This window comes from Arthrobacter sp. 05T47 (genome assembly GCF_056395825.1).
On sequence record NZ_JBFTKG010000001.1, the window covers coordinates 265,944 to 289,761 of the forward strand.

The 23,818-nt window shown below is 66.8% G+C and carries 21 protein-coding genes; 12 read left to right on the forward strand and 9 right to left on the reverse strand.

Features of this window, described 5'->3' with window-relative positions; all coding sequences use genetic code 11:
* Positions 1–35: 35 nt before the first annotated feature.
* From AC1DEY_RS01200 to AC1DEY_RS01215, 4 genes are read right to left on the reverse strand one after another with little or no spacing between them, the layout of a single operon-like run.
* Entirely contained in the window at positions 36–1,310 is a 1,275-nt protein-coding gene (locus AC1DEY_RS01200) for an NAD(P)/FAD-dependent oxidoreductase (RefSeq protein ID WP_476866401.1), read from the reverse strand.
* On the reverse strand, positions 1,307–1,501 hold the full coding sequence (locus AC1DEY_RS01205) for a ferredoxin (protein ID WP_476866402.1): 195 nt from the start codon (positions 1,499–1,501) through the stop codon (positions 1,307–1,309). The genes AC1DEY_RS01200 and AC1DEY_RS01205 overlap by 4 nt, the downstream gene beginning before the upstream one ends.
* Positions 1,498–2,670, reverse strand: coding sequence for a cytochrome P450 (locus AC1DEY_RS01210; protein WP_476866403.1), 1,173 nt, complete (start codon positions 2,668–2,670; stop codon positions 1,498–1,500). The genes AC1DEY_RS01205 and AC1DEY_RS01210 overlap by 4 nt, the downstream gene beginning before the upstream one ends.
* A gap of 54 nt (positions 2,671–2,724) precedes the next feature.
* Positions 2,725–4,446 (reverse strand): MFS transporter, encoded by a 1,722-nt coding sequence (locus AC1DEY_RS01215; protein WP_476866404.1) that lies wholly within the window; start codon positions 4,444–4,446, stop codon positions 2,725–2,727.
* Between the two features lie 331 nt (positions 4,447–4,777).
* Here AC1DEY_RS01215 and AC1DEY_RS01220 point away from each other — a divergent pair, with 331 nt between their 5' ends.
* The 6 genes from AC1DEY_RS01220 (at position 4,778) to AC1DEY_RS01245 (ending at position 11,592) form a co-directional block, all read left to right on the forward strand.
* Positions 4,778–5,788, forward strand: coding sequence for a phosphotriesterase family protein (locus AC1DEY_RS01220; protein ID WP_476866405.1), 1,011 nt, complete (start codon positions 4,778–4,780; stop codon positions 5,786–5,788).
* A gap of 50 nt (positions 5,789–5,838) precedes the next feature.
* Complete coding sequence (locus tag AC1DEY_RS01225) at positions 5,839–6,792, forward strand: phosphotriesterase family protein (protein WP_476866406.1); 954 nt, start codon at positions 5,839–5,841, stop codon at positions 6,790–6,792.
* Positions 6,793–6,854: 62 nt separating this feature from the next.
* A complete protein-coding gene (locus tag AC1DEY_RS01230; protein ID WP_476866407.1) occupies positions 6,855–7,964 on the forward strand; it encodes an FAD-dependent oxidoreductase in 1,110 nt (369 codons plus the stop codon).
* Between the two features lie 14 nt (positions 7,965–7,978).
* Entirely contained in the window at positions 7,979–8,911 is a 933-nt protein-coding gene (locus tag AC1DEY_RS01235) for an alpha/beta hydrolase (RefSeq protein WP_476866408.1), read from the forward strand.
* Complete coding sequence (locus AC1DEY_RS01240) at positions 8,908–9,849, forward strand: MBL fold metallo-hydrolase (protein ID WP_476866409.1); 942 nt, start codon at positions 8,908–8,910, stop codon at positions 9,847–9,849. Before AC1DEY_RS01235 ends, AC1DEY_RS01240 begins: the two co-directional genes overlap by 4 nt.
* Positions 9,850–9,867: 18 nt before the next feature.
* Positions 9,868–11,592: a CocE/NonD family hydrolase gene (locus tag AC1DEY_RS01245; protein WP_476866410.1), complete on the forward strand. Its 1,725-nt coding sequence runs from the start codon at positions 9,868–9,870 to the stop codon at positions 11,590–11,592.
* 63 nt (positions 11,593–11,655) lie between these two features.
* Here AC1DEY_RS01245 and AC1DEY_RS01250 read toward each other — a convergent pair whose 3' ends face one another.
* Positions 11,656–12,684 carry a LacI family DNA-binding transcriptional regulator gene (locus AC1DEY_RS01250; protein ID WP_476866411.1) on the reverse strand — a complete coding sequence of 343 codons (1,029 nt, stop codon included), beginning with the start codon at positions 12,682–12,684 and terminating at the stop codon, positions 11,656–11,658.
* Positions 12,685–12,916: 232 nt separating this feature from the next.
* Here AC1DEY_RS01250 and uriH point away from each other — a divergent pair, with 232 nt between their 5' ends.
* From uriH to AC1DEY_RS01265, 3 genes are read left to right on the forward strand one after another with little or no spacing between them, the layout of a single operon-like run.
* Positions 12,917–13,963 carry a uridine-preferring nucleoside hydrolase UriH gene (uriH, locus tag AC1DEY_RS01255; protein WP_476866412.1) on the forward strand — a complete coding sequence of 349 codons (1,047 nt, stop codon included), beginning with the start codon at positions 12,917–12,919 and terminating at the stop codon, positions 13,961–13,963.
* Positions 13,964–15,394: a uridine transporter UriT gene (uriT, locus tag AC1DEY_RS01260; RefSeq protein ID WP_476866413.1), complete on the forward strand. Its 1,431-nt coding sequence runs from the start codon at positions 13,964–13,966 to the stop codon at positions 15,392–15,394. It abuts the gene before it with no gap.
* On the forward strand, positions 15,391–16,359 hold the full coding sequence (locus AC1DEY_RS01265; RefSeq protein ID WP_476866414.1) for a ribokinase: 969 nt from the start codon (positions 15,391–15,393) through the stop codon (positions 16,357–16,359). The genes uriT and AC1DEY_RS01265 overlap by 4 nt, the downstream gene beginning before the upstream one ends.
* Before the next feature lie 68 nt (positions 16,360–16,427).
* On the opposite strand, the gene AC1DEY_RS01270 is transcribed toward AC1DEY_RS01265, so the two are convergent.
* Both AC1DEY_RS01270 and AC1DEY_RS01275 read right to left on the reverse strand, forming a co-directional pair.
* Positions 16,428–17,459: an NADPH:quinone reductase gene (locus AC1DEY_RS01270; RefSeq protein WP_476866415.1), complete on the reverse strand. Its 1,032-nt coding sequence runs from the start codon at positions 17,457–17,459 to the stop codon at positions 16,428–16,430.
* A gap of 105 nt (positions 17,460–17,564) precedes the next feature.
* Positions 17,565–18,107: a flavodoxin domain-containing protein gene (locus AC1DEY_RS01275; RefSeq protein WP_476866416.1), complete on the reverse strand. Its 543-nt coding sequence runs from the start codon at positions 18,105–18,107 to the stop codon at positions 17,565–17,567.
* A gap of 258 nt (positions 18,108–18,365) precedes the next feature.
* Between AC1DEY_RS01275 and AC1DEY_RS01280 the strand changes: the two genes are divergently transcribed.
* Complete coding sequence (locus AC1DEY_RS01280) at positions 18,366–19,238, forward strand: universal stress protein (RefSeq protein ID WP_476866417.1); 873 nt, start codon at positions 18,366–18,368, stop codon at positions 19,236–19,238.
* Between the two features lie 52 nt (positions 19,239–19,290).
* On the opposite strand, the gene AC1DEY_RS01285 is transcribed toward AC1DEY_RS01280, so the two are convergent.
* Complete coding sequence (locus AC1DEY_RS01285; RefSeq protein WP_476866418.1) at positions 19,291–21,180, reverse strand: heavy metal translocating P-type ATPase; 1,890 nt, start codon at positions 21,178–21,180, stop codon at positions 19,291–19,293.
* Between the two features lie 280 nt (positions 21,181–21,460).
* Here AC1DEY_RS01285 and AC1DEY_RS01290 point away from each other — a divergent pair, with 280 nt between their 5' ends.
* Together AC1DEY_RS01290 and AC1DEY_RS01295 are read left to right on the forward strand one after the other, a co-directional pair.
* Positions 21,461–21,988, forward strand: coding sequence for a DUF427 domain-containing protein (locus AC1DEY_RS01290; protein WP_476866419.1), 528 nt, complete (start codon positions 21,461–21,463; stop codon positions 21,986–21,988).
* Positions 21,989–22,142: 154 nt separating this feature from the next.
* Complete coding sequence (locus tag AC1DEY_RS01295; RefSeq protein ID WP_476866420.1) at positions 22,143–22,820, forward strand: DedA family protein; 678 nt, start codon at positions 22,143–22,145, stop codon at positions 22,818–22,820.
* A gap of 81 nt (positions 22,821–22,901) precedes the next feature.
* On the opposite strand, the gene AC1DEY_RS01300 is transcribed toward AC1DEY_RS01295, so the two are convergent.
* The gene (locus AC1DEY_RS01300) at positions 22,902–23,783 is read right to left on the reverse strand and encodes a helix-turn-helix transcriptional regulator (protein WP_476866421.1); all 882 of its coding nucleotides are present in this window, start codon (positions 23,781–23,783) and stop codon (positions 22,902–22,904) included.
* Positions 23,784–23,818 lie beyond the last annotated feature (35 nt).

Below are 23,818 nucleotides of genomic sequence, written 5' to 3' on the forward strand. Positions count from 1 at the left end.
TAACCGTGGTGTGCAGAATTCGGACGCATGAAACGTTAAGACCGCGCGACGGCAAGCGTCCTGACATGCCGCAAAGACGGTGCCGGGACTCGCTCACCGGAGCCAACGGGCTCTGACGGCCGGAGCGCGCCCGGCCCTGCGACGGCCAGCCGGCGCAGTTTCGGGATGGGGATCCGGTAGTTGATCGCCGCGGCGGTACCTGAGCCCTCCTTGTCCTCCCAACGGAGCAGCATCGACTCCCGGTCCTCGCCCGGCTCACAGTAGTCGGGCGCGCCGACCAGGGGCGTGAAGCCGACCGCCTTGAGCGACAGGCCGAAGCCCTCGGTCCAGAAGTACGGCTGGAAGTTGAGTTCGGGGGCCGCGTCGCCTTGGAGCAGGCCGACGGCCGCGACCTTGGCCTGGTCGATGGCGCTTGTCCACAGGGGCACGCGTTGCACCCCGCGGCGGGTCGGGAAGGACGCCACGTCACCGGCGGCAACGATCTCCGGCCGCAGCCGGCCGCGGGTGTCCACGCGCAACGACCCGCCGACGACGAGGCCTGAGCCGGCCAGCCAGTCGATGTTCGGCTCGTCGCCAATGGCAGTGACGATGAGGTCTGCCTCCAGTTCGATGCCGTCGGCCAGTGCCACCCGCGTCCCCGCACCGGAGCCGATGAGACGGGCCTTCCCGCCGCCAACCACCCGCAGGCCGTGCCGGGCCGCGGCTGTGGCGAATATCCCGGCCAGGTGGTCGCCCAGCTGGCGAGAGAGGGGCTGGACGTCGGAGACCAGCGTGACGTCGCAGCCCAGCTGCAGGCAGGCTGAGGCGACCTCCATGCCGAGCGGTCCGCCGCCGACCACAACGACCGAGGGGCGCGATGCGACGCGTTGTTTCAGCGTGATCGCGTCCTCGATCGTGCGCAGGGTGAGCTGCCGGTCAGAGCCGGCATGCCGTGGCCCGCCTGCTCCCTCCGCGGCGGTAAGGCGCTTCGCACGGGAACCGGAGGCAATGACGAGGCCGTCATATGGCAGTTCGCCGCCCCCGTCGAGCCGGACCACCCGGGCGTCGACGTCCAGGCCAGATATGCTGACGCCGAGGAGTTCGGTCGCTTCGTGGGTCGGCGCGGGCAGCTCGTGGGCCTGGAGGCCGCCGCCGCCGTTCCCATCCACATCATGCAACAGCGCCTTCGACAGAGCGGGGCGGCTGTAGGGTTGGTGGGGCTCGGCGCCGACGACCGTCAGCTCGCCGTCAAAGCCGGCGGAGCGCAATGAGTCGCATGCCGTCAGCCCGGCGATGCCGTTACCGACCACGACAATCCGGCGCATGCTCATGCCGCTTCCAGCCGAAGCGCTGCGACCGGGCAGACCCGGACCGCCGCCTTCGCGGCGTCCAGGTCGGCCCCCTCCACCTCCGCGACATCGAGCAGGAGTTCGCCGTCATCGTCGAGGTGCATGAGATTGGGGGCCGCTTCCTCACAGAGTCCGTGTCCCTCGCAGCGCGGCCGGTCCAGTTCGATCCTCATGCGGCCACCACCTTGGTGACCTCGAGCTTCTCGATACTCCGTGTCATGTTGCTCGGGACCCGAACAGCGTCCCCGATGGTCAGCGACTGCACCCTGCGGGCAAGGGCCTCGATGATCGCATGGCCTTCAAGTCTCGCCAGGCCCTGGCCGGCACAGCCGTGCGGTCCATAGCCGAAGGAAAGATGATCCACGGGGTTCCGCATCACGTCGAACGTGTCCGGATTTTCGTAGTGCCGCGGGTCCCGGTTGCCGGCCCCAAAGAGAATGCCAACCTGGGCGCCCGCGGGAATCGTTACGCCGTCGATCTCCACATCTTGCGTTGCCTTTCGGCCCCAGACGTGGATGGGCACCCAGTAGCGCAGCACCTCGGCGAAAGCGGCGGGCACGAGTTCCGGGTTGGCCCGGACCAGTTCGAACTGCTCCGGGTGACGCCCGAACAGCGCAACGATATTCCCGATCGAGGCGATCGTGGTGTCGACGCCGGCTCCGAGGTACTGGTGGATGATGTGCCCGGCAGTGCCTTCCGGGATCTCGCCCCGGGTCTCGGCGTCGAAGATGCCGCGGCCGATGGAGCCGGGGGCGAGGTCTTCGGCCGTGACCGACGAACACCAGCCATAGAGCTCCCCGGCGATGGGGAAGCTCTCCTGGGTGCGCTGGTTCAGCGGGCCGAGGACCTGCATCGCGGCCTGGCCCCAGCGCAGCATGTTGTCCTTGACGTGTCCTTGGAACCCAATCAGGTCGGCAACGATTTCGATCGGGAAGGCGCGGGCCAGGGAGTCGATGGCCTCGAAGCTGCCGCTGGAGGCGAGCCCGGCGACGAGCTTGTCCGCTTTTTCGTCGATGACGACTTTCAGGCCGCGGAGGGCGCGTGGGGTGAGGTTCTGCGACAGCGTGGCACGGAGCTGCGTGTGGATGGGCGGATCGGAGGCCAGCGAGGTGCCCTGCAGCGCCTCGTTCACCATGGGGTTGAAGCCGATGCTGGTGGACGAGAAGGTCTCCGGATCACCGAGTGCGTCGCGGATGGCGTCGTAGCGCGTCAGGACGTACAGGTCGTTCTTGGGCAGGTGGACCACTGCGGCCTGCTCGCGGAGCGAGGCATACGTGGGGTAGGGGTCGACAAGGATGTCGTCATCCCAGATGTCGATGTCGGATTCAATGGGTGCAGTCACGGTGTTCTCCTTGCGGAAGGTTGGATGGTAGGCGGTCAAGTGAAGCCCTCCGTCTCAGACGGCCGCTTCGGCGTTGGCCTCGGTGGTCTCAGCGATGGCATCGGGGGTGGGCGCCGAGGAACGTGCGGAGATGAAGAGGGTAAGGATGGCGGAAACCGTCGCCGCTATGGCCGCGACGAGGTATACGGTTTGGAAGCCCTGGCCGAGCGAGGCCCCGGCCGCGCCCTGGATCTGCTGCTGCGCAGCCGTGAGGGCCTGGACCATGCCGTCGACGGCAGCCGCGGGCGCGCCGCCCGCCGATGCCTGGCCGGAGAACTGCGCGATCACGCCATCCCAGCCCGAGAGGAAGCCCAGCGGCGGCACGTGGGAGAGCCCGGCGACGGCATTGGCGGGCAGCCCCGCACCGCCGAGGATACCGCCGAGCGGGCCCGCGAAGGCTGAGGCGCCGATACCGAACGCGATGGCCGAGCCGATGACCGGGCCGAGGGCGAAGCCAAGGTCCCGCAGGAGGTTGGTCGTCGCGGAGGCCATGCCGATGTGCTGGGGCGGGACGGTATTGATCGCCACCGCGGTGACGGAGCCGACGGTGAGCGCAAATCCGATGCCCAGCAGCAGCAGGGGCAGAATGAAGGCCGTCCACGGGGTACCGCCGAAGGCCTCCGGGGCGCCCAGGGAAAACGTCGAGAGCCAAAATCCGGAAACCGCCATGAGGGCGAAGCCCGAGGTCAGGACCCAGCGCGGCGCCACGTGGTGGATGAGCCAGCCCACCACCGGGATGAAGGCGAAGGCCGGTCCCTGGATGAACACGAACAGCACGCCGACCTTCCAGGTCTCGGCCAGGGCGAGACCGCCGACGGCGACGCTGGTGCTGAAGCAGATCGCCAGGAAGGCGAACATGCCGGTGACGGCGACGATGCCGGTGATGGAGTAGGCACTGTTCTTGAACAGGGAGAGGTGGATGAGCGGCTGCTTAGTGCGCATTTCGATGACGACGAAGGCGACCAGGAGGATGCTGCCAATAACGTAGCCCGCGAGGACCTCCCAGGAGCCGAAGCCCGCATCGACCGCCTGGACGGTCGCGAAAAGGACGGCGATGAGGCCCAGAGCGAGGGTGAACTGGCCGGGCAGGTCGAGTTTGCGTCCCCCGGTGGCCGCGGAGTCCTTCGCCCGGAGTGCGACGAGGAGAACGACGACGGCGAGGGCGGCCGCAACGAGGTAGGCGACACGCCAGCCGCTATACACGTTCGGCGCGCCGGGCCCGGCGCCCGGCACGGTGAACATCTGGGCGGTGAGCCCGGCGAGCACGGGTGAGATCACCGCGCCGAGAGACAGGAACCCGGCCCACGTGGCAATGACCCGGGCCCGGGCCCGGTGGTCTGGAGTGATCGCCGCGATCATGGACAGCGAGATGGGGAAGAGGATACCCGCCGCGATACCGCCGACCGCCTGCGCGAAGATCATCATCTCGGTGGTCGGGGCCAGCGCGACCAGGACGGAGCCGACGACGCTCAGCGCCGCGCCGGCGTACAGCAGCTTCTTGCGTCCGAGAACGTCGCCGAGGAGCCCCCAGCTGAGCTCGAACACCACAATGCCCATCAGGAACATGCCCGCGATCCACGTCAGGCCTGCACCCGAGGTATGGAATTCCGCGGCAAAAGTGCCGCTGAGGGCGCCCGGCAGCGCGTTGGTGATTTGAGCGAGTGTGACCGCGCTGTAGGCGGCCACGAACGTCGCACGTACCGAGCCGCGGCTCGACACCTTAATGGACTGACTCATCGATGAAACTCCTTTGTTTCCGGTCGGTTCTCCGGTTGAGCGCCAGGACTGGTGCTTCACGGAGGGGCCGGCATAGGCCGGACTGGATGTGGCGCTCCCCACAGTCTGATATCAATCTTTACACCATGTCAAGCATGTGAACTGTTCGTTAGATTCATAAACGCCATGTTCAACCCGCTGAAGCCTTCCGGCTGGATGCTAGATGTACGTTACGACTATTTGCTTGACACCGTGTAAAGAAATATGTGACGCTGGCTACTCTGCAACGGAGCGACGACACAAAGCTCCGAGGCGCCCTGCATAAGCACCCGATCTTCAAGGGAGAAGCCAAGTGAGTCCCACCACACCCGTCGCTACCGGTGACGCGTTCCATTCCCCGGCCGGGCAAACCGTCAACACGGTCCTGGGTCCCGTCGCCGCTTCTGAGCTGGGCGTCGTCGCGGTCCATGAAGCCCTGCTCTCGGTGCTCCCCGGCGCCCAGGACGCCCCGGACATCTCCATGGACCGGGCTGAGATCTTCGAGGCCCTGGCTGCGAAACTCACGGACTTCCGCGAGCACGGCGGCCAGACGATCGTCGACAGCACCGGCATGTTCCATGGCCGCGACCTGAAACTGTACGAGGCACTGTCCCGCTCCACCGGTGTCCACATCGTCGCCTCCACGGGCCTGGGCCCGGAGGAGGAGCTCGGCGGATACTTCCTGACGCCGCAGACCAACCCGCCCACCCCCTGGCCGGCCGAAAAATTCAGCGATCTCTTCGGCAGGGAGGTCACTGAGGGGATGGTGGTCCCCCGGGTTGAGCGCCGCGCCGCAGCCGGCATCGTCGCGACCACCGCCGACCGCGCCGGCATGACCCCGACCGAGGAAAGCCTGTTCCGCGGCTCCGCCCGCGCAGCCAAGAACACCGGCGTCCCGGTCTCCATCCGCTTCGGCGCGGACGTCCTGCACGACCTCGACGTCGTCCTGGACGAACAGATCGGGGCCGACCGGGTGCTCGTCGGCGACCTGGACCGCAAAGACGCCGCCGGCTCCGCCGTCGAGGTGGCCGGCCGCGGAGCCTTCGTCGGCATCGACCACGTGGGCCTGAACGACCACGCCGACTACCTCACCGACCACGATCGCGCCGACCTGGTGCTCGAGCTCGTCAAGGCCGGCCACGCCGACAAGATCATCCTGTCGGGCAACTCGATCGGCGTGGCCAAGGGCTTGCCGGAGTACACCCTGCCCTACAGCCACGTCCTGACGACCTTCGTGCCTTTCCTCAAGGCCCACGGCCTGAGCGAAGAAGACACCCGGCGCATCCTCGTGGACAACCCGCGCAACCTGCTGACAGTGCGCTAAGCACGCGTCCGCCCTCACACAACAACTTTCGAACCCCTGAGGTGAACGAAATGACCAAGGTCAACACAGTGCTGGGAACCATCCCCGCCGAAGAACTGGAAATCGTGGCGGTCCACGAACACATCGGCTACGGCATGCCCGGGTCAGAGCTGGACACCAAATGGTGGAAAACCCCGGAGCAGGCTTATGAGGAGACCGTGCCGAAGCTGCGGAAATTCCGTGAATACGGCGGCGGAACCTTCGTCGACGCCACCGGCATCTGCAACGGCCGCGACGTGGACTACTACAAGTCCCTGTCCCGGAAGACGGGCGTGCACATCGTGGCCTGCACCGGCTTCGTCGGCGGCGACACCGCCCTGCCGCACTTCTCCCGCGCCACGGTGGACTACCTCACGAAGGTGTTCATTCACGAGATCACCGTCGGCATCGGCACCACGGGCGCGAAGGCCGGCGTCATCAAGGTCGGCGTGAGCCGCGGTGGACGCATGACGGACCTTGACAAGCGCATCTACCGGGCCGCGGCCCGCGCCGCCGTCGTCACCGGCGCGCCGATCCTGACCCACCTGGCCATCGACCCCCAGCCGGCAGTGAACATCTTCAACGAGGAGGGACTCCCGCTGGACCGCGTGCTCTTCGGCCACGCCGACGACGGCCTGAACGCTCCGATCACCCCGCACGATTGGATTTACGACCAGGGCGGCCGCATCGGGTTCGACACCTTTGGCTATGACCTCGAACTGCCGGATCCGCCGTTCTGGGGCCGCAAGCGCGCCGAACGCATGGAGCACTTCGTCAACCTCGTGAACAAGGGCTATGCCGACAAGCTCCTCGTCTCGGCCGACGCGAACTGCAGCCCGCTGGGCTGGCCCGGCGTTAAGGGCCACACCATCAACTACATCTTCGAGGACATGATCCCGGACATGCAGGCGGCCGGCATCGACGACGCCACCCTCAAACTCCTGCTCGAGGACAATCCGGCCGATTTCCTGTCACTGCAGGCCTGATCCCCCACCGCTCCACCCAAGTTTTCCCAGGTCCACCCTGGGTCAAGAAAGAGAATCAACCAATGAAGACTTCAGAGATCAAGAACCTCAAGATCGCCATCATCGGCGGCGGCTACGGCGGGGCCTCGGTGGCCAAGGCCCTGCAGAACATCGGTGCGGAGAACGTCCACGTTTACGAGCAGGCTTCCGCCCTCGCCCAGGTCGGCGCCGGCATCGGGCTGCGCCCGCCGTCGGTCGAGTTGTTCCGCAAGTGGGGCATCTTCGATGCGATCGCCGCCGTGAGCTCGCCCAGCGACCACCTCGAAATCCTCAGTGCGGACGGTCAGCACGTCCTCGCCAACGAGGAATGGCCCTTCCTGCGCGCCTACGAGCAGGTCAACCACAACCGCATGATCCATCGCGGGGATTTCATCGACGCCCTGCTCGGCGTCCTGCCGGAGGGCATGGTGCATCTTGGTTACAAGCTGGAGACCATCGAGGACAACGGCGACCACGCGACGCTGACTTTCGAGAACGGCGAGATCGTCACCGCAGACCTCGTCATCGGCGCCGACGGCATCCGCTCAACGGTGCGCAATCAGCTGTTCTCGCAGAAGGAGCCGGTGTTCTCCGGCGAGCACGCCTACCGCGCGGTCATTTCGATCGATGACGCCCACGGGCTTGTGACGGACGACAACCCGCGCTTCTACATGGGCGAGAACGGCACGATCGCCTACAACCTGCCGCTGCGTCACCGCGGGCAACTCTCGTACGACATCACGGCCCCCTCCGATGACGACTCGTGGGCACCGGAGATCTCCACTGAGTACCTCGAGACGATCCTGAACGGCTTCGACGAGCGGATCGTCCGGGTCGCCCGGGAACTGGACCTGAGCCAGGTGACCAGCCGTTCGGTGTTCGACATCGATTCCCTCGACTCGTGGCACACCGACTCCGTCGCGCTGCTCGGCGATGCCGCCCACGCGATGCTCCACCACCAGGGCCAGGGGGCCAACTCGGCAATCCTGGACGCCGGCGGTTTCGCCGACGCACTGGTGCAGGGCAACTCCGTGAAGGACGCACTGACCATCTACGAGGCCACCCGCAAGCCGCTGACGGATGAGCTGCAGCGGGTGTCGCGCCTCGGCTGGCACGCCGACGCGGTGGACTCAGCATTCCCGGCCAACCAGTAAGGAAGGACCACCCAATGCCAATTCACCCGCAGATCGCCGAGATCCTCGGCACCCTGCCTCCGCCGCCTCCTGGTCCGCTGAACCCTGGGGCCATGCGCGCCGGGGAGGCCGCCCAGGTTCCCGCACCCGAGGACCGCCTCCCGTTGTCCTCTGTCGAGGACGCCACGGCAGTGACGCCCGCGGGCGAAGTGCCCGTACGGATCTACACACCGGTGGCGGCTGACGCCTACGGCCTGCTGGTGTACTTCCACGGCGGCGCCTTCTTCCTGGGCAGCCTGGACACCCACGACCACATCGCACGGTCCCTGGCCCAGGAGACCGGCCACAAGGTCATCTCGGTCGGCTACCGGCTGGCCCCCGAATCCGTTTTCCCGGCCGGCCTGGATGACTGCTACGGCGTGGTCCGCTGGGCCGCCGCGCAGGGTAGCGGCCTGGCCTGGGACGGGAAGAACCTCGCCATCGCCGGCGACAGCTCGGGCGGCACCTTCGTGGCCGCCGTCTCCGCCAAGGCCCACGATGACGGGTTCGACGCCATCTCGCACCAGATCCTGTTCTACCCGTCCCTGGACCTGGACTTCGACGTCGACCGCTACCCCTCGCTGCGGGAGAACGCTGAAGGCTACGGGCTGGAGACGGCCGGCCTGGCGCCGTTCAACTCCTTCTACCTCGAGAGCGGGGCGGATCCGGCGGATCCCCTCGTCTCCCCTATCAAGCGCGAGGACCTGTCCGGCCTGCCGCCGGCGCTGGTCATCACGGCCGAGTACGATCCCCTGCGCGATGAGGGCGAACTCTACGGCCGGCGCCTGCGGGAAGCCGGTGTGGACGCGACGGTCAGCCGCTACCCAGGCGCCGGCCACGGATTCGTCCAGCATTTCTCCTGGATCCCGGAGTTCCACCGCGCATTCCAGGAGACCGGTGACTTCCTGAACGCTCGGGCCGTCCAATGACAGAGCCGGTTGCTGTTCATCCGCTGGTGTCGCCCTGGGGTCGTTTTGGCCTCTACAGCTTCTTCATCGATGCTCCGGAACCCGCCATTGTGGACACCGGGATCGCGTCGTCGCCCGCCGACGGCATGATCCCCGCGCTAGAGAAGCTGGGACGGCGCATCGAGGACGTGCGCTGGATTCTGCTGACCCACGGCCACATCGACCACCTCGGCGGTGCGCACGCCCTCTGGGAACTCACGGGCCGCCGCGCCAAAGTCGTGATCCATGAGGCCGATGCTCCCCTGCTGCGGTCCCGGCGCGCGCATGTTGACCAGTACGTAGGCGTGCGCCAGCAGTACCTCGACAATCCCGACGCGGTGGCGGAGCAAACCAAGGCAGCGAACCAAGTCATCTCCGGCGAGATGGAGCCGACTCTGCTGGTGAAGGGCGGCGAGACCCTCTCCCTGGGCGGGGACGTCACGGTGTCCGTCCACCACATCCCGGGCCACACGGCCGGGTCGGTGGCGTACGTCGTGGACGGCCAGCAGTCGGTCTTCGTCGGCGATGCCGTGCAGATCCACGGAGCCGCCAACGGCTTCCCGGGCTACGAGGATCCCGCCGCCTACCGCGCCAGCCTGACGTACCTTCGCGACGAGATCCGCCCGCAGCATCTCTACCTGGGCCACCCCTACAGGAATGTGGACGGCGTGCCGTACGGCGTCGAACTGGACCGTGAAGCGGCCCGGCGGGCCCTGCAGGGCAGCCTTGACCTGGAAGCCCGGATCGGTGGCGCCGCGCGGCGCCACCTGCGCGAGGGCCTGCAAGAGACCGACTCGGTCTACTCCCCGTTCGCCCCGGTTGCCGAGGAGCTTGGCTACACGGGCGACCCCACGCTGGAGCCCTCTCCGTTCTTCACCACGCTGCACGGCTACCGCACGCAGTTCAACCAGATCTCTTAGCAGAGGAGCTTCGCAATTATGAATGAGTATCAGAGGATCGACGCGGGTGGGGAGAAGATTGCCATCCGCAAGGACCTGCGGGTCCCCATGCGGGACGGCGTCGAGCTCGCCGCGGACGCCTATCAGGGCGTCGAGGACAAGCCGCGCCCGGCGCTGGTGGCCTTGAGCCCCTACGGCAAGGAACTGCAGGCGCTGGCACTCACCACCCCGCCGCAGCGGCGCCCCAGCCCGATGTGGGACGGCTGCATCGAGGCCGGCGACATCGCGCGCATCGTCAAGGAGGACTACGTCCACGTCATTGGCGACCTGCGCGGCTCCGGCCACTCCGGCGGCGAGCACATCGGCAACTACAACGCCGGCGGCGTTTCCCTGGGCCAGGACGCGTACGACTTCATCGAGTGGGTTGCCGAGCAGCCCTGGTGCGACGGCAACGTCGGCATGGTGGGCATCTCCTACTTCGGCTCCATGCAGGTGCTGGCAGCGGCCGAGCGGCCGCCGAGCCTGAAGGCGATCTTTGTCTCGGGCGGACATTACGACTTCTACGAGACCACCTACCACGGCGGCATCATGTGGTTCATGCCGCGCGCCGCCCGCGAGGGCCGCGGCGGCGACTCGGGCTGGGCATTCACCGACAACGTCAAATCACGCATGATCGAGAAGTACGCCCCCGGGGAGCTGAAAAAGCTCGTCCAGGAGCGACTGCAAGATCCGGACGTCGCCGCCTGGCCCAACCTGGTCCACGTCCTGAACTACCCGAAGAACCACGAAGCCTGGTTCGACATCGTGATGAACGAGCTCGACGGGGACTGGTACGAGGAACGCAACCCCATCACGCTGGCCCCGAACATCGACATCCCGGTCTACCTCCAGATCGACCAGGGCCGCGGCTGGACCATGGACGGCACGATCGAACTGTACAACGCGCTGAGTGGCCCCAAGAAGCTGGACATCGGGCCGTACCCGCCGATGCAGTCGCGGCCCTTCATCGAGGAACACGACAAGATGTTCCGATGGTACGACTACTGGATCAAGGGCATCGACAACGGCGTCATGGACGAACCCGCCGTCAGCGTCTTCGTGGAGGGCTCACGCGAGGTGGCCACCGCGGAGGCGTGGCCGCCGAAGGAGATCGAATACAAGTGCCTGTATCTTCGCCCGCGGCACAAGCTGTCCACAGAACCCGAGCTGATGGGCGTCGAGTACGCCGCCCCGGACGGCTTCTACCAGGCGCCGCTGACGGTGACGGACAAGGTAGAGATCATCAGCTGGTCCACGCCGGCCTTCGAGGAGGCCACGGAGCTGATCGGCACCGGCGCCGCCCACATCTTCGCCGAGATCGATCAGCCGGATACCAACTTCATCCTGCGCCTGTGGGACTACTCCCCCAACGGCAAACGCCAGCTCATCACCAGCGGCTACCTCAAGGCCTCCCACCGCGAGCTCGACGAGCGGACCACCGAAGGCAGCCCGCACCACCCGCACACCCGCTCAGTGCCGGTGGAGCCCGGGACCATCCAGGAGTACGTGCTGCGCCTCTACCCGTTCGCGAACACCTTCAAGCCAGGTCACGTCCTGACGGTGGAACTCTCGAACGGCGAGCCGCTGGCCGACGAGCACAACGCGCTGCTGCCGCCGGATGCCTTCCACCTGCCCGTGGGCCGGCCCGTCACCCACAAGATCTACCGCGACGCCGCCCACCAGTCCCGGCTGGTCCTGCCGTTCACCACGCGCAAGGCTGGGTAGCCAGGCACCCATGACCGGCCGACGCATCGGCCGGTCATGGGTGTTCCTTCCCGCGCCCGCCGGTCAGCCCGTTGAACCGCGCACCACCAGCGAGCTGCCAAGTGTTACATTCGGCTCCTCCAGCTCAGATCCCTCCATGAGCCAGCGGAGCTGCTGACCTGCTTTGCGTCCCAGCGGCATGGCCGGCAGGTGCACGCTCGTCAGGCCGGGGTTGCTGGTTGCCGAATAAGGCAAGTCGTCGAAGCCGGCCACGGCAAGTTCCCGTGGAATGCGGACTCCCGCGACGCGGGCTTCCTGCAGGACGCCGTAGGCGTGCGTGTCCGTTCCGCATACGACGGCGGTGACTCCGGTGCGCTGCCACTGCGGCCAGGCCCGGGCGAACGCCTCGGCGGCCGACCCGACGTCGATCGTGGTGCTGATGATGCAATCGGGCGCCACCGAGATCCCGCGCGCCCTGGCCTCCGCGAGGAACGCGGTGCGCCGCACCTCGAAGGTGGCGGTCCCGGTCACGCTGTCGATGTAGGCAGCTTGGGTGTGCCCCGAATCGGCCAGGTGCGCTGCCAGCTCACGTGCGCCGCGCGCGACGTCCAGGTTTACCGAGGGGGCGTAGGCCTCCAGCCCGGGGGCATCCAGCAGTACCAGGGGGCCGGCGGCGGACAGTTCTTCGAGGAAGCCGGCGTTGGGGGCATCCACCAGGAGGCCGGCCGGCCGGAGCGCCATGAGTTTCCGGACGTCCTCGGCCTGCGGGAACTCGCCGGCGTCGGTGACGGACAGCAGCAGTTGGTACTCGGCGCCAAGGGACTCCCGCACTCCGGCGATCACTTTGGCGAAAAACGGGTTGGAGATGTCAGGGGCCACCAGGATGACGATGGAACTCACACCCTTGGCCAGCGAGCTTCCGATGCTGTCCACCACGTAGCCCAACTCTGCGATGGCCTCACGCACGCGCGAAATGTTGTCCTCGGACACCCGCCCCCTGGTTTTCCCGTTGGCTACCAGGGACACCGTGGCAGTGGAAACTCCGGCGCGCTCGGCCACCATCGCAGCCGTAACGCGGGGCGCGCGGGCGTTGCGCCGATCGAGGGTGACCATGCAACGATCGTAGCCAACATTTTGGAGTTTCAGGCATCTCAAGGCATCAAGCGCTTGACGCAATGACGTTAAGCGTTTGACGTTCTGCGGTGGGCGATGCCAGAATTCCTGTGAATGCTTAGTGCCCTGTTCGGGCAAGGCACCCAACCCCCAGCGGCCGGCGCAGAAACTGTGCAGCATGCCGGCGGGGGCGGTTGCCCTGCACCGCAGGCCCCAATGACGTGGAGACAACATGGAAACACAGCCCCTGACACCGGCGCCCAGGAAGATCATTCTTGACTGCGACCCCGGACATGATGACGCAGTGGCATTGCTGCTGGCTCACGGCAACCCCAATATCGAACTGCTCGCCGTCACGACGGTTGTGGGCAACCAGACCCTCGAAAAGGTCACCCGCAACGCACTCTCGGTGGGCACGATTGCGGGCATCACGGGCGTACCGTTCGCCGCCGGCTGCGACCGCCCGCTGGTCCGCACCATCGAAACAGCCCCCAGCATTCACGGCGAGACCGGCATGGACGGTCCCGACCAGCCCGAGTCCGCCATCGAGCTGGACCCGCGCCACGCCGTCGACCTGATCATCGAAACCGTCATGGCGCATGAGCCGGGTACGGTCACCCTGGTCCCCACCGCGGGCCTGACCAACATCGCCATGGCGGCCCGCAAGGAACCCCGCATCGTGGAACGGGTCAAGGAAGTCGTCCTCATGGGCGGCGGCTACCACGTGGGCAACTGGAGTGCCGTTGCTGAATTCAACATCATCATCGACCCCGAAGCCGCACACATCGTGTTCAACGAAAAGTGGCCGGTGGTGATGGTGGGCCTCGACCTCACGCACCAGGCCTTGGCCACTCCGGAGGTTGTGGACCGGATCGCGGCCATTGGCACCAAGCCGGCAAAGTTCGTCATGGAACTGATGGAGTTCTTCACCAAGACCTACAAGGACGCGCAGGGCTTCGACTACCCGCCGGTCCACGATCCGTGCGCGGTTGCCTACGTCATCGACCCCACGGTGATGACCACCCGCAAGGTCCGGGTGGACATCGAACTGCAGGGCAGGCTGACGCTCGGCATGACCGTGGCCGACTTCCGCGCGCCCGCCCCGGACGACTGCCACACGTCCGTCGCCATGGACCTGGACCATGAGAAGTTCTGGGATCTCGTCACAGATGCGATCGTCCGGATCGGAGAGGGCGGCGCTCCCGCCGCCACGGCAGCGGCAACCCCCGCCATGGCCGGGGCCGCTACCGCAGGCGCCGTTGCCGGAGAGGCCAAGTAGATGACCACCCTAATCTCCGACAACACCAGGACCACCCGCGGCAACGTCACCGCGCTCGTGGTCGCACTGCTGGCCGCCTGCGTGGCCTTCCAGCTCAACGCCTCCATGCTCAGCCCGGCCCTGGTCACCATGGGCAACGAACTTCAAACGGACCAGGCCGTCATCGGGCTGTCCCAAACCTGGTTCTTCACCGCCGCGGCCTTGTTCTCGCTCTTCCTGCCGCGCCTCAGTGACATCGTGGGGCGCAAGAAGATCCTTCTCGGCATGATGCTGATGATGGCCGTCGGCTCGGTCATCGCTGCCCTCGCGCCGGACGTCACATGGCTCTTCGTGGGCCGCATCATCCAGGGCGTCAGCGGCCCGACCGTCCCCCTGTGCCTCATCATGCTCCGCTCTGCGGTCAGCAACCCGCGCAAATACGGCGCACTCATGGGCCTCATCACGGCGGTCAATGGCGGCGTGGCCGGCGTCGATTCGTTCGTTGGCGGCTACTTTGCCGAGCACTTCGGTTTCCGCAGCATCTTCTGGCTCATGGTCGCCCTCGCTGTGGCAGCCGCAGTCCTGGTTGCCGTCCTGGCCGGCGAGAGCAAGCCGGCTGCAGGCACCACCATGGACTGGCTGGGCGTCTTCTTCATCGTGATCGCGGTGGGAGCACTCCTGACCGCACTGAACGAAGGCTCCAAGCTTGCCGCGGACTTCTCTGCCGGCACGTTGATGCTGGCCGCCGGCTTGGTCGTGGTGGCAGCCGCCGCGTTCTTCGCTTTCTGGACGGTTGAGAAACGGGCCAAGGCGCCCATGGTGGAAACCGTGCACCTTCGCCAGCGCTCCACCTGGGCACCGCTGCTCACCACCACGCTCACTATGACCGGCATTTTCGCCGTCATCAACGGCATCGTCCCGGCGTACGTTCAGGCAGCCGACCCAGGCTTCGGCGTCGGCCCCACCGAAATGTCGCTTCTCATCCTCACGCCGTACGCCCTGCTGGGGTGGATCTTCGGTCCGATCAGCGGCCGGCTGGCCCCCGTCCTGGGCTACACAAAGGTCCTGCGCATCGGCCTGTTGGGCAGCCTTGCGTCCTTGGCGATCATCGCATTCCTCGGCCTGCACAGCCTGCCGATGATGATGATCGGCACGGCCTTGCTGGGGATCATGTACGCCGGTACGGTCAACATCATGCTGAACGGCCTTGGTGTGGTTCTCTCGCCGGAGGGCAACCCGGGCTTCCTGCCTGGCATGAACGCCGGTGCCTTCAACCTCGGCGCCGGGCTGAGTTTCCTGGTCCTCCCGGCGGTCCTCGTCGCGACGTCGTCCATGGGTGACGCCAAAGCGTCGTACCTGACCGTCGTTATCGCGGGCCTCGCCATCACCGCGGCAGCCTTCGCCGCGTCCCTCCTGATCCCGAAGCCCGCCGACGCCGAGGTAACCGAATGAGCACCGAAGCCAGCGCACCGAAATCGAGGATCGTCGTCGTTGGTTCGCTCAACGCCGATCTCACCATCTACTGCGACCGGCTCCCCCAGCCGGGCGAGACGATCCACGGCAACGGCTTCGCCGTCAATCCGGGAGGCAAGAGCGCCAACCAGGCGGTGGCTGCCAGCAAGCTGGGCGGCCGCGTCAGCCTGGTAGGCGCCGTGGGCCAGGACCCCAATGGTGCACTGCTGCTCGAGTCGGCGGCCCGCGCCGGGGTGGACGTCTCGCACGTCCGCCGTGCCGCCGACGCCGCCACCGGCGTCGCCGTTATCTCGGTCGATGCCCTCGGCGAGAACAGCATCATCATCTCCGCCGGCGCCAACGGCACCCTGACCCCGGCCGACGTCGAGGCAGCCGCCGACCTTTTCGACGGCGCCGCTGTGGTCTGCCTCTGCCTTGAAGTTGGCCTCGACACGGTTGCGGCCGCCGCCCAAGCAGCCCACGACGCCGGCGCAACGGTCCTGCTGAACCTCTCGCCCTACGCGGAGATCCCACAGGCCCTGGCCCGGTTGAGCGATGTGCTGCTGGTCAACGCGCATGAGGCTTCCCTGTTCCTGGGGAAGGATTCCGTACCGAGTGCCGGCATGGACGCCGGCGCATGGGAGCCGGTGCGCCAGCAGTTCGCTGACCGCGGCTTGCACCGCGTGTTGGTAACGCTGGGGGCCCACGGTTCCGTGGTGTTGGACTCCCAAGCCGCCGACACACAGCGAGTCACCCTCGTTCCACCCACCAAAGTCGTGGCGGTGGACACCACCGGGGCCGGCGATGCTTTCACGGGCGCCGTGGCTGCGCGGCTGGCCGACGGGGAATCCCTGACGGAGGCCGCGGCGTTTGCCTCGGTGGCGGCGGCCTTGGCCGCCACGAAGAAGGGGACCCAGGCCGCCTACGCGGACGCGGCCGACGTAAACCTCCTGCGCAGCAGCTAGACCCTCAGGAAGGCTCAGTCCCGCGGCTGCACGGCGTGAGCCCCGCGAGGCTCCCGAAGAGGTATCGCCTAGCCCACTGGCACATCGATCAGCACCTTGCCGACGACGCTCTCTTCCACCGCCGCGTGGGCCGCAGCCGTGTCCGCCAGGTCAAAGCGATGCAGCGGCAGGCCGGCGGCCTCTCCCACCGGGAGGGCGCCGTCGGCGATGGCCGCATTGATGTCCTCGGCGGCGGCGTGCACGGCAGCCATGCCAACGGTGTAGAGCAGCACGAACTGGTAGCGGACGTTGAGGCTGAAATGCCTGCGAACGTCCAGGGTCATCTGGTCGCCGCCGTTGTTGGCGTAGACCGCGATGGAGCCGCGGTTGCGGACAACTGCCAGGTCAAGTTCCGCGTTCTGCGCCGGCGCCACCTCCACGATCTGATCGACGCCGTTGGGAGCGATCCGGCGGATCTCCGCGGCTGCGTGGGTTTCCCGGTAATTGATGACGTGATCCGCACCGGCCGCCGTGACCAGGGCGGCCTTGGCCGGTCCGCTCACGGTCGTGATCACAACCGCACCGGCCCACTTGGCGAGCTGGATCGCCGCATGGCCCACGGCGCCGGCCCCTCCAGCGACGAGGACTATTTTGCCGTCCAAGGCTCCCGGGTGCAGTCGCCGCGGGCCGTCCTCGGCGATGGTCAGGGCCCGGTGGGCGGTGATCGCGGGTACGCCCAGGCTTGCGCCGAGGTCGAATCCGGCGTTCTCCGGCAGCGGAAAGACCCGCTCGGCCGGCAGGACGGTGAACTCCTGCGCTGTCCCGCCGTCGGCGCGCTGGTAGGCGGCCAGGGCCAGCCAGACCCTGTCACCGACGTGGAGATGCTCGACGCCGGGTCCGACGGCGTCGAGCACTCCGGCGCCGTCCTGGTTCGGCACGACCTCCTCGAAGGGCAAGGGCTCGCCGGGTTTGGCGCCGCGGCGCGATTTCCAGTCGGTGGGGTTCACCGCGGAGACCATGATCCGTACGCGCACCTCCCCGGGTCCCGGCTCGCGGATCTCGCGGTCGACGAGTTCGAGAACAGAGGGATCGCCGGTGGCACGGTACACGATTGCTTTCATACAGTGACCTAACGCCGGCCCCGACCGAAAATTCCCGCCGGGGGCCGGACCAGAAACCACAGGGTCATGTGGCACGTACTATCCCCCCGTTTCTTTCACACCACCTCAGACCAAGTTTTCAGGGGAGCGCTTCATCCCAGGTTGGGCGAGTTGGGCTGTAATTTGATCCGTCCACGCGTCCACAGCCGCCCAGTCCCGCAAGTCTCCGAAGCGGCCGCCGGTGAGACGGAACAGGACCCGGAGCGGAGCCGGCATCTGGCCTGCCTGGTACACGCCGGAGAAGACTTTGTGGCCGCGAAGCGCAACTTCCTGGAACTGAGCAAGTTCCAGGTGCTTCTGTTGCAGTGCCCGACCGCGCTCGCGAAACGGCTTCGGCAAGGCGGCGGACATCCCCACACTGAACGCCCAGACAGGTCGTGTGGCCAGTTCGGGCGCATGGCGGGTGAAGAACAGCAAAGCCTGGGGCAACCACGCCTGATTGTGGATGGCGCTTCCGGCCACGACGGCCTCGTAGCCGGAGACCGACTCGACCTCCTCCACGGACCGGCACTCGACCTCGCCCAGTGCAACAGCCATCCGGGAGGCTACGTGCTCAGCTATCTCCCGGGTGCTTCCCATCGCACTTGCGTAAGCAACAAGAATAGTCATGGTCAGGCCTCCTACCCTCCTTTCCCAGTCTCATGGACTCTCTGGCGGCCGGAATCTGCCATAAGTCCCGGCACAAGGCTCGGGAAGGGACAGCCGTGTACCGGCTAAGCCCGTAGTCGTTCACGTTGGGGCTTTAGGCCCTGACAGCGATTGTGCCTTGGGCACACACTGAATCGTCGGCGTGCCGTGCCGAAACTGCCGGCGCACAAACGACGCTCAGATGATGCAGCTCTCAAGCAGGGGAAGATCGGGATTCGAATGACCAATCCAATTGTCGTCGGTATCAACGGGTCCACGCGAAGCGAAACCGCCCTGACGTGGGCGCTCCAGCGCGCGTCGCAACATAAGCTGCCCGTCATCGCCGTTTACGCCGTGGACGACCGGTGGATGACCCCGGACTTCCAATACCACGACGTCGTCCGGGCAGCGGCCATGGAACAGCTGCAGCAGGCGCAGGACAGCGCCCGCGCGCAGGCCCCCGACGTCGACATCGAGGTTCAGCTCCGGCATGGCAGCGCGGGTGCGGCCCTCCGGGAAGCGTCGATGGAAGCCGCCATGCTGGTCGTCGGGGCGCACGACCGGCACTGGCTGGACGGCGGGCCGCTGACCGACCGCGCATTGCAGGTTGTTTCCGCCTCGGACAGCCCGGTCGCCGTCATCCCGCCAACGCCGGATACCGGCCGCCACGGAGTCGTGGTCGGCGTGGACGGATCCGAGGAATCCCTCCAGGCCGTGTCCGTCGCCGCCGCCGAGGCCGACCGCGCCGGCGACGAATTGACGGTGGTCCTTGCCCTCCGCAACCCGGCCAGGTGGGTCGAGGCCCGGCTGCCGACCAGCGGGATGGCCGAGACCATCGTTGAGGAGGACAAAGTGGTCCTCGCCGAATCGGTGGCAGGCCTGCGGGACAAGTACCCGGACCTGGCCATCCATCAGCGGCTCGAAACCGACACCGAACCTGCCAAGGCCCTGGTCAAAGCCGCCCGGGAGGCCCGGCTGTTGGTCATCGGCAGCCGCGGGCGCGGGGCATTTTCCCGGCTTGTACTGGGGTCCACTGCCCACGCCGTCCTGCTGAACGTCCCCTGCCCCACCATCGTTACCCGCCTGCACAAGGTCCAGCATGACAAGGCGTGACGGCCACCAACCGACAAGCGGATAGGTTCGCCGCTCAGCCCGAGAACGGCGGTCATGGAAGAACTTTGGTTACCGGCATCGCCGGTCCCGGTGCCGCCTGCCGGACAGGCTCCCTCCCCCGGGCCGGTCCCAGCGCCCTCAGCGCGTTGAGGATCGTGGCCAGATCCACCAGCTCCTGGAACAGGGCGCCGGCTACGGCCGGGATAAAGCCGAACGCGGCAACAATCATGAGCCCGGTACTCAGGATGATGCCAACCCAGATGCTCTCCAGGGCCACTTTCACGCTTCGTTGTCCGATCTCCACGGCCCGGGCCACCCTGGACAGATCATCGAGCATAATCACCACATCGGCGGACTCGCTGGCGGCGGTGGAGCCCTTGGCTCCCATCGCCACACCCACATCTGCCGCCGCCAGCACGGGTGCATCATTGATGCCGTCGCCGACCATCATGACCGGCCGGGATGTCAGGGCCTTGACCGCTTGCACCTTCTCTGCTGGCAGGCACTCTGCGTGGATGCGGGTAATGCCCACTTCGGCGGCGATGTGTTCCGCCGTCTCCTGAGCGTCGCCGGTCAGCATGAGGGATTCGCGGATTCCCAGCCTGCGCAGCTGCTCCAGCGTCTGGGCGGCGTTCGGGCGGACGGCATCACTCATGATCAGCGCTCCGGCGAAGATACCGTCGACGCCCACATATACGGCCATCTGCCCGCTCGCCAGGTGTGCCTTCTCCACCCGAGCGGTATTTTCCGCGACAAAATTGCGCTTGCCGACGACGACGGTGCAGCTGCCGAAGTCCGCCCACACCCCGTGGGTGGCATGTTCAGTGGCGTTTCTGGCGGCCAGCAGCGGCAGCTTCCGGCTGACCGCAGCTTCCATCACCGAAGCAGCAAGCACATGGGAAGAGTATTGCTCCGCCGAGGCCGCCCGCTGAAGTAGCTCATCGGCGCCGAGGCCCGAACCCCCATCGGCGATGCGAACCTCCAACAGCACCGGACGCCCGCCGGTCAGTGTGCCGGTCTTGTCGAAGGCCGCGACGCGGATTCTGCTCAGCTTTTCCAGCGTGCCACCGTTCTTGACTATGATGCCGTTCCGGGAGGCCCTGCTCATGCCGGCCACAAACGCCACCGGGGCAGCAATGAGCAGCGGGCAGGGAGTGGCGACCACCAACACCTCGGCAAACCGGACCGGATCGCCGCTTGCCAGCCAGGCTACGCCGGAAAGGACAAACGCGAAGACCGTGAAGGGAACGGCATATCGGTCCGCCATCCGGACGACAGGGGCACTACTGGCTGCAGCTTCCTGCACGAGGGCAACGATCCTGCTGTATTGGGAATCCGTCACCGTCGCAGATGCCCGCATCCGTACCGCAGATCCTCCGTTGACCGAACCGCTCATGACCTGGTCTCCGGCCGCTTTTTCTACCGGAAGGCTCTCTCCGGTTAACGCTGATTCGTCGAAAGAGCCGGACTCAGAGGCCAGCACCCCGTCGACCGGGACCACCTCGGCAGGCCTGAGCAGAAGCACATCGCCGGGACGGAGCTCCCCCACGCTGACGTCCTCGGCAGGCTGGCCAGCCCTTTCCCGGTGGGCGATCTGCGGTGCACGCTCGAGTAGGGCGCTCAACTCCCGCTGGGCGCGTCCCTGTGCAAAGTCCTCCAGTGCACGGCCCCCGGAGAGCATGAGCACTACGATCAGGGACGCGATGTATTCGCCCACGGCCACGGTGCTGGCCACGGCAGCCACCGCAAGCAGGTCTACCCCGAGGCGCCCGTGGACTGCTGCCCGGATCATGTCCGCGGCCAGCCGGACCGTGACGATCAGCGCGTAGATGCTGGCTGTCCACTGCGCTGCCAGCGCTTTCCCGCTCAGGAGCAGCCCGGCCACCACCAAACAGCAAAGTACTGTGGCAGCGACCAGCGGATACCGGCGGACGAAGCCCATCAGCGACCGCCCCCTCCCGCTACAGCCTGACAGCGGCAGCCAGCACGGCTGGCGGCCGTCCGCGTCAGGACCGATATGGCGGCGTCGGGCTTGCTCACGCCACTAATCCCATCTCACACTTCCAGCGCCGGATTATGGGCCACCCGGTCCAGCACCACGTGCGACGTGCTGGGATCCAGTATGCTCCCAACCGCTGGGCACCACGAGGCCTTGAATGTCAGATTCCTGCACGCTGCCGATCGTCAGTGGCTGCCCCCGCGGAAGATGGGAGCATGGTGACATGACTCCTGAGCACGGTTCTTCCGGCTTCTTCCGGCGCCCCCAGCCCATCAAACCCAAGGCCGGTCAAGAATCGGTGTGGGACTACCCGCGGCCGCCACGGGTCGAGCCGCGATCCGATCGGGTCATCGTGCGGCTGGGCGGGCAGGTGATCGCCGACACCACCGATGCCGTGCGCGTCCTGGAGACGAGTCATCCCCCTGCCTACTACTTGCCCTTGGATTCATTCCCTGCCGGGGCGCTCGTCCCCACCGAGGGCACCAGCTTCTGCGAATTCAAGGGCGAAGCGCACTACTTCGACGTCGTTGCCGGCGGAGTCGTCGTTCCCCGTGCCGGGTGGACTTACCCCGAACCCACCCGGGGCTTCGAGGCGCTCAGTACCCGGGTGGCCCTCTACCCGGGTCTGATGGACTCCTGCGAGGTCAACGGCGAGCAGGTGACTTTCCAGGAAGGTGACTTCTATGGCGGATGGATCACCGCGCAGATCGTTGGTCCGTTCAAGGGTGGCCCGGGCACGGCCGGGTGGTGAGCTCTTGACGCAGCCGGGGCCGCAAGGGTAGACAAGGGCCATCCCGGTGTCGCCGCGGCGGAGTCACGACCCCAAAACAATCGAAGCACAAACGCAGGCAGTGCTGGGACCGTCATCACGTACCACGGCGGAGCAGCGGAGTGAGGTGTGAGCGATGACCGGATTAGGTGCCCTCCGCGTCCTGGCGCTCGGCTGGGCAGGCTCCGTCGCCGCGGAAGCAGCGATTGCGGACGATTGGGGGTACTACTTCGGCGTCTTCGTGATAGTGCTGGCCCAGTGCGCCGGGGTACCGCTTCCCGCCGTGGCCGTACTGCTTGGGGCCTACGCCTCGGCGCGCCACGGAGACCTGAACCTTGCTGCCGTTATCGCGGTCGGCAGCCTGGGCGCCATGCTCGGGAGCACTGTTGGCTACGTACTTGGGCGGGTGGGAGGCCGGCCGTTGATGCTGCGGCTTGCACGGCGCTTCCACGCAGACGAGAACCGCATCGTCCAACTGGAGTCGTTCTTCGAACGGCACGGCGGCAAAGCCTTGTTCTTCGGCCGCTGGGTCATAGTCGTCCGGCTCTGGGGCGCCATTGCCGCGGGGGCTGCCAAGATGCCTTGGCCCAAGTTCCTGCTGTGGACCATTACAGGGTCCATTGCCTGGGTGGCGAGCCTTAGTGTTCTCGCCTATCTTGCCGGGGCGCTGGCCCATGCCGTCGGCGACGCCCTCGACATCGGCGGCTGGGTGCTGGTCCCCATTGTCGTCCTTGGCCTGGTGATGGTCTGGCGCCGTCGCAGACGCCGTAAGTTCAAGTCCGCGCAGAGGTCAGAGGACGGCGTGGCTGAATGAAGCCAGCGTAGCCGTCCCGCACGTCCCGTCCGCTGGCGGCTGCCGGAGGCGCCGCCAATCAGGACAGTGGAAGGCCGAGACTCATTGCTTCTCGTTGACCGCGGCCTTTGCCGTTTCACGCTGGGTGGCGGCCCAGCTGGCGAGGACTTTCAGTGCGTCCTCGGAGGGTGTGCCGGGATCTGCTGTGTACACGTTGATGCGCAGTCCCGGGTCTGCGGGGAGTTCCATCGCTTCATAGCTCAAGTCCAGGTCGCCAACGATCGGGTGGTGGAGCCGTTTGCGGCCGGCGCGGTGGTATTTCACGTCGTGCCGGGCCCACCGGGTGCGGAACTCCTCGCTGCGGGTGGAGAGTTCGCCGATCAGGTCCGTGAGGTCCTTGTCGTACGGGTTTTTGCCGGCCGTGGAGCGCAGGACGGCGACGATGTCGTCCGCGCTGCGTTCCCAGTCGGCGAAGAACTCCCGCGCTTTCGGGTTCAGGAAGGTGAAGCGTGCGCTGTTCGGCGGAGGGGGGCCCTCGGCCATCATGTCCAGATAAAGGGCCCGGCCCAGTTCGTTCGCGGCGAGGACATCCCCTCGGTCGTTGCGGACCCAGGCCGGCGCCGTCGTGATCGCATCGATGACCCGTTGCACGCTTGGCCGCACCGTCTGCGGACTGCGCTTGCGCCGCACCCGGGGCGAGGCGGTGGCGGCGCGGGCCAGGTCAAAAAGGTGGGCCGTTTCGGCGTCGTCGAGCTTCAGGGCACGCCCGAGGGCTTCAAGGACGCTGTCCGACGCGCCGGAAAGGTTCCCCCGCTCAAGGCGTATGTAGTAATCGATACTCATCCCGGCGAGCATGGCGACTTCCTCGCGGCGCAGCCCGGTAACGCGCCGGTTGCCGCCATAAACGGGCAGGCCGGCTTCCTCGGGCGTGATCCGGGCACGGCGGGAGGTCAGGAATCTCCGCACGTCGTCGCTGTGTGTCATGGCATCCACGCTACCCGCGGTCCATGGGACGAGGG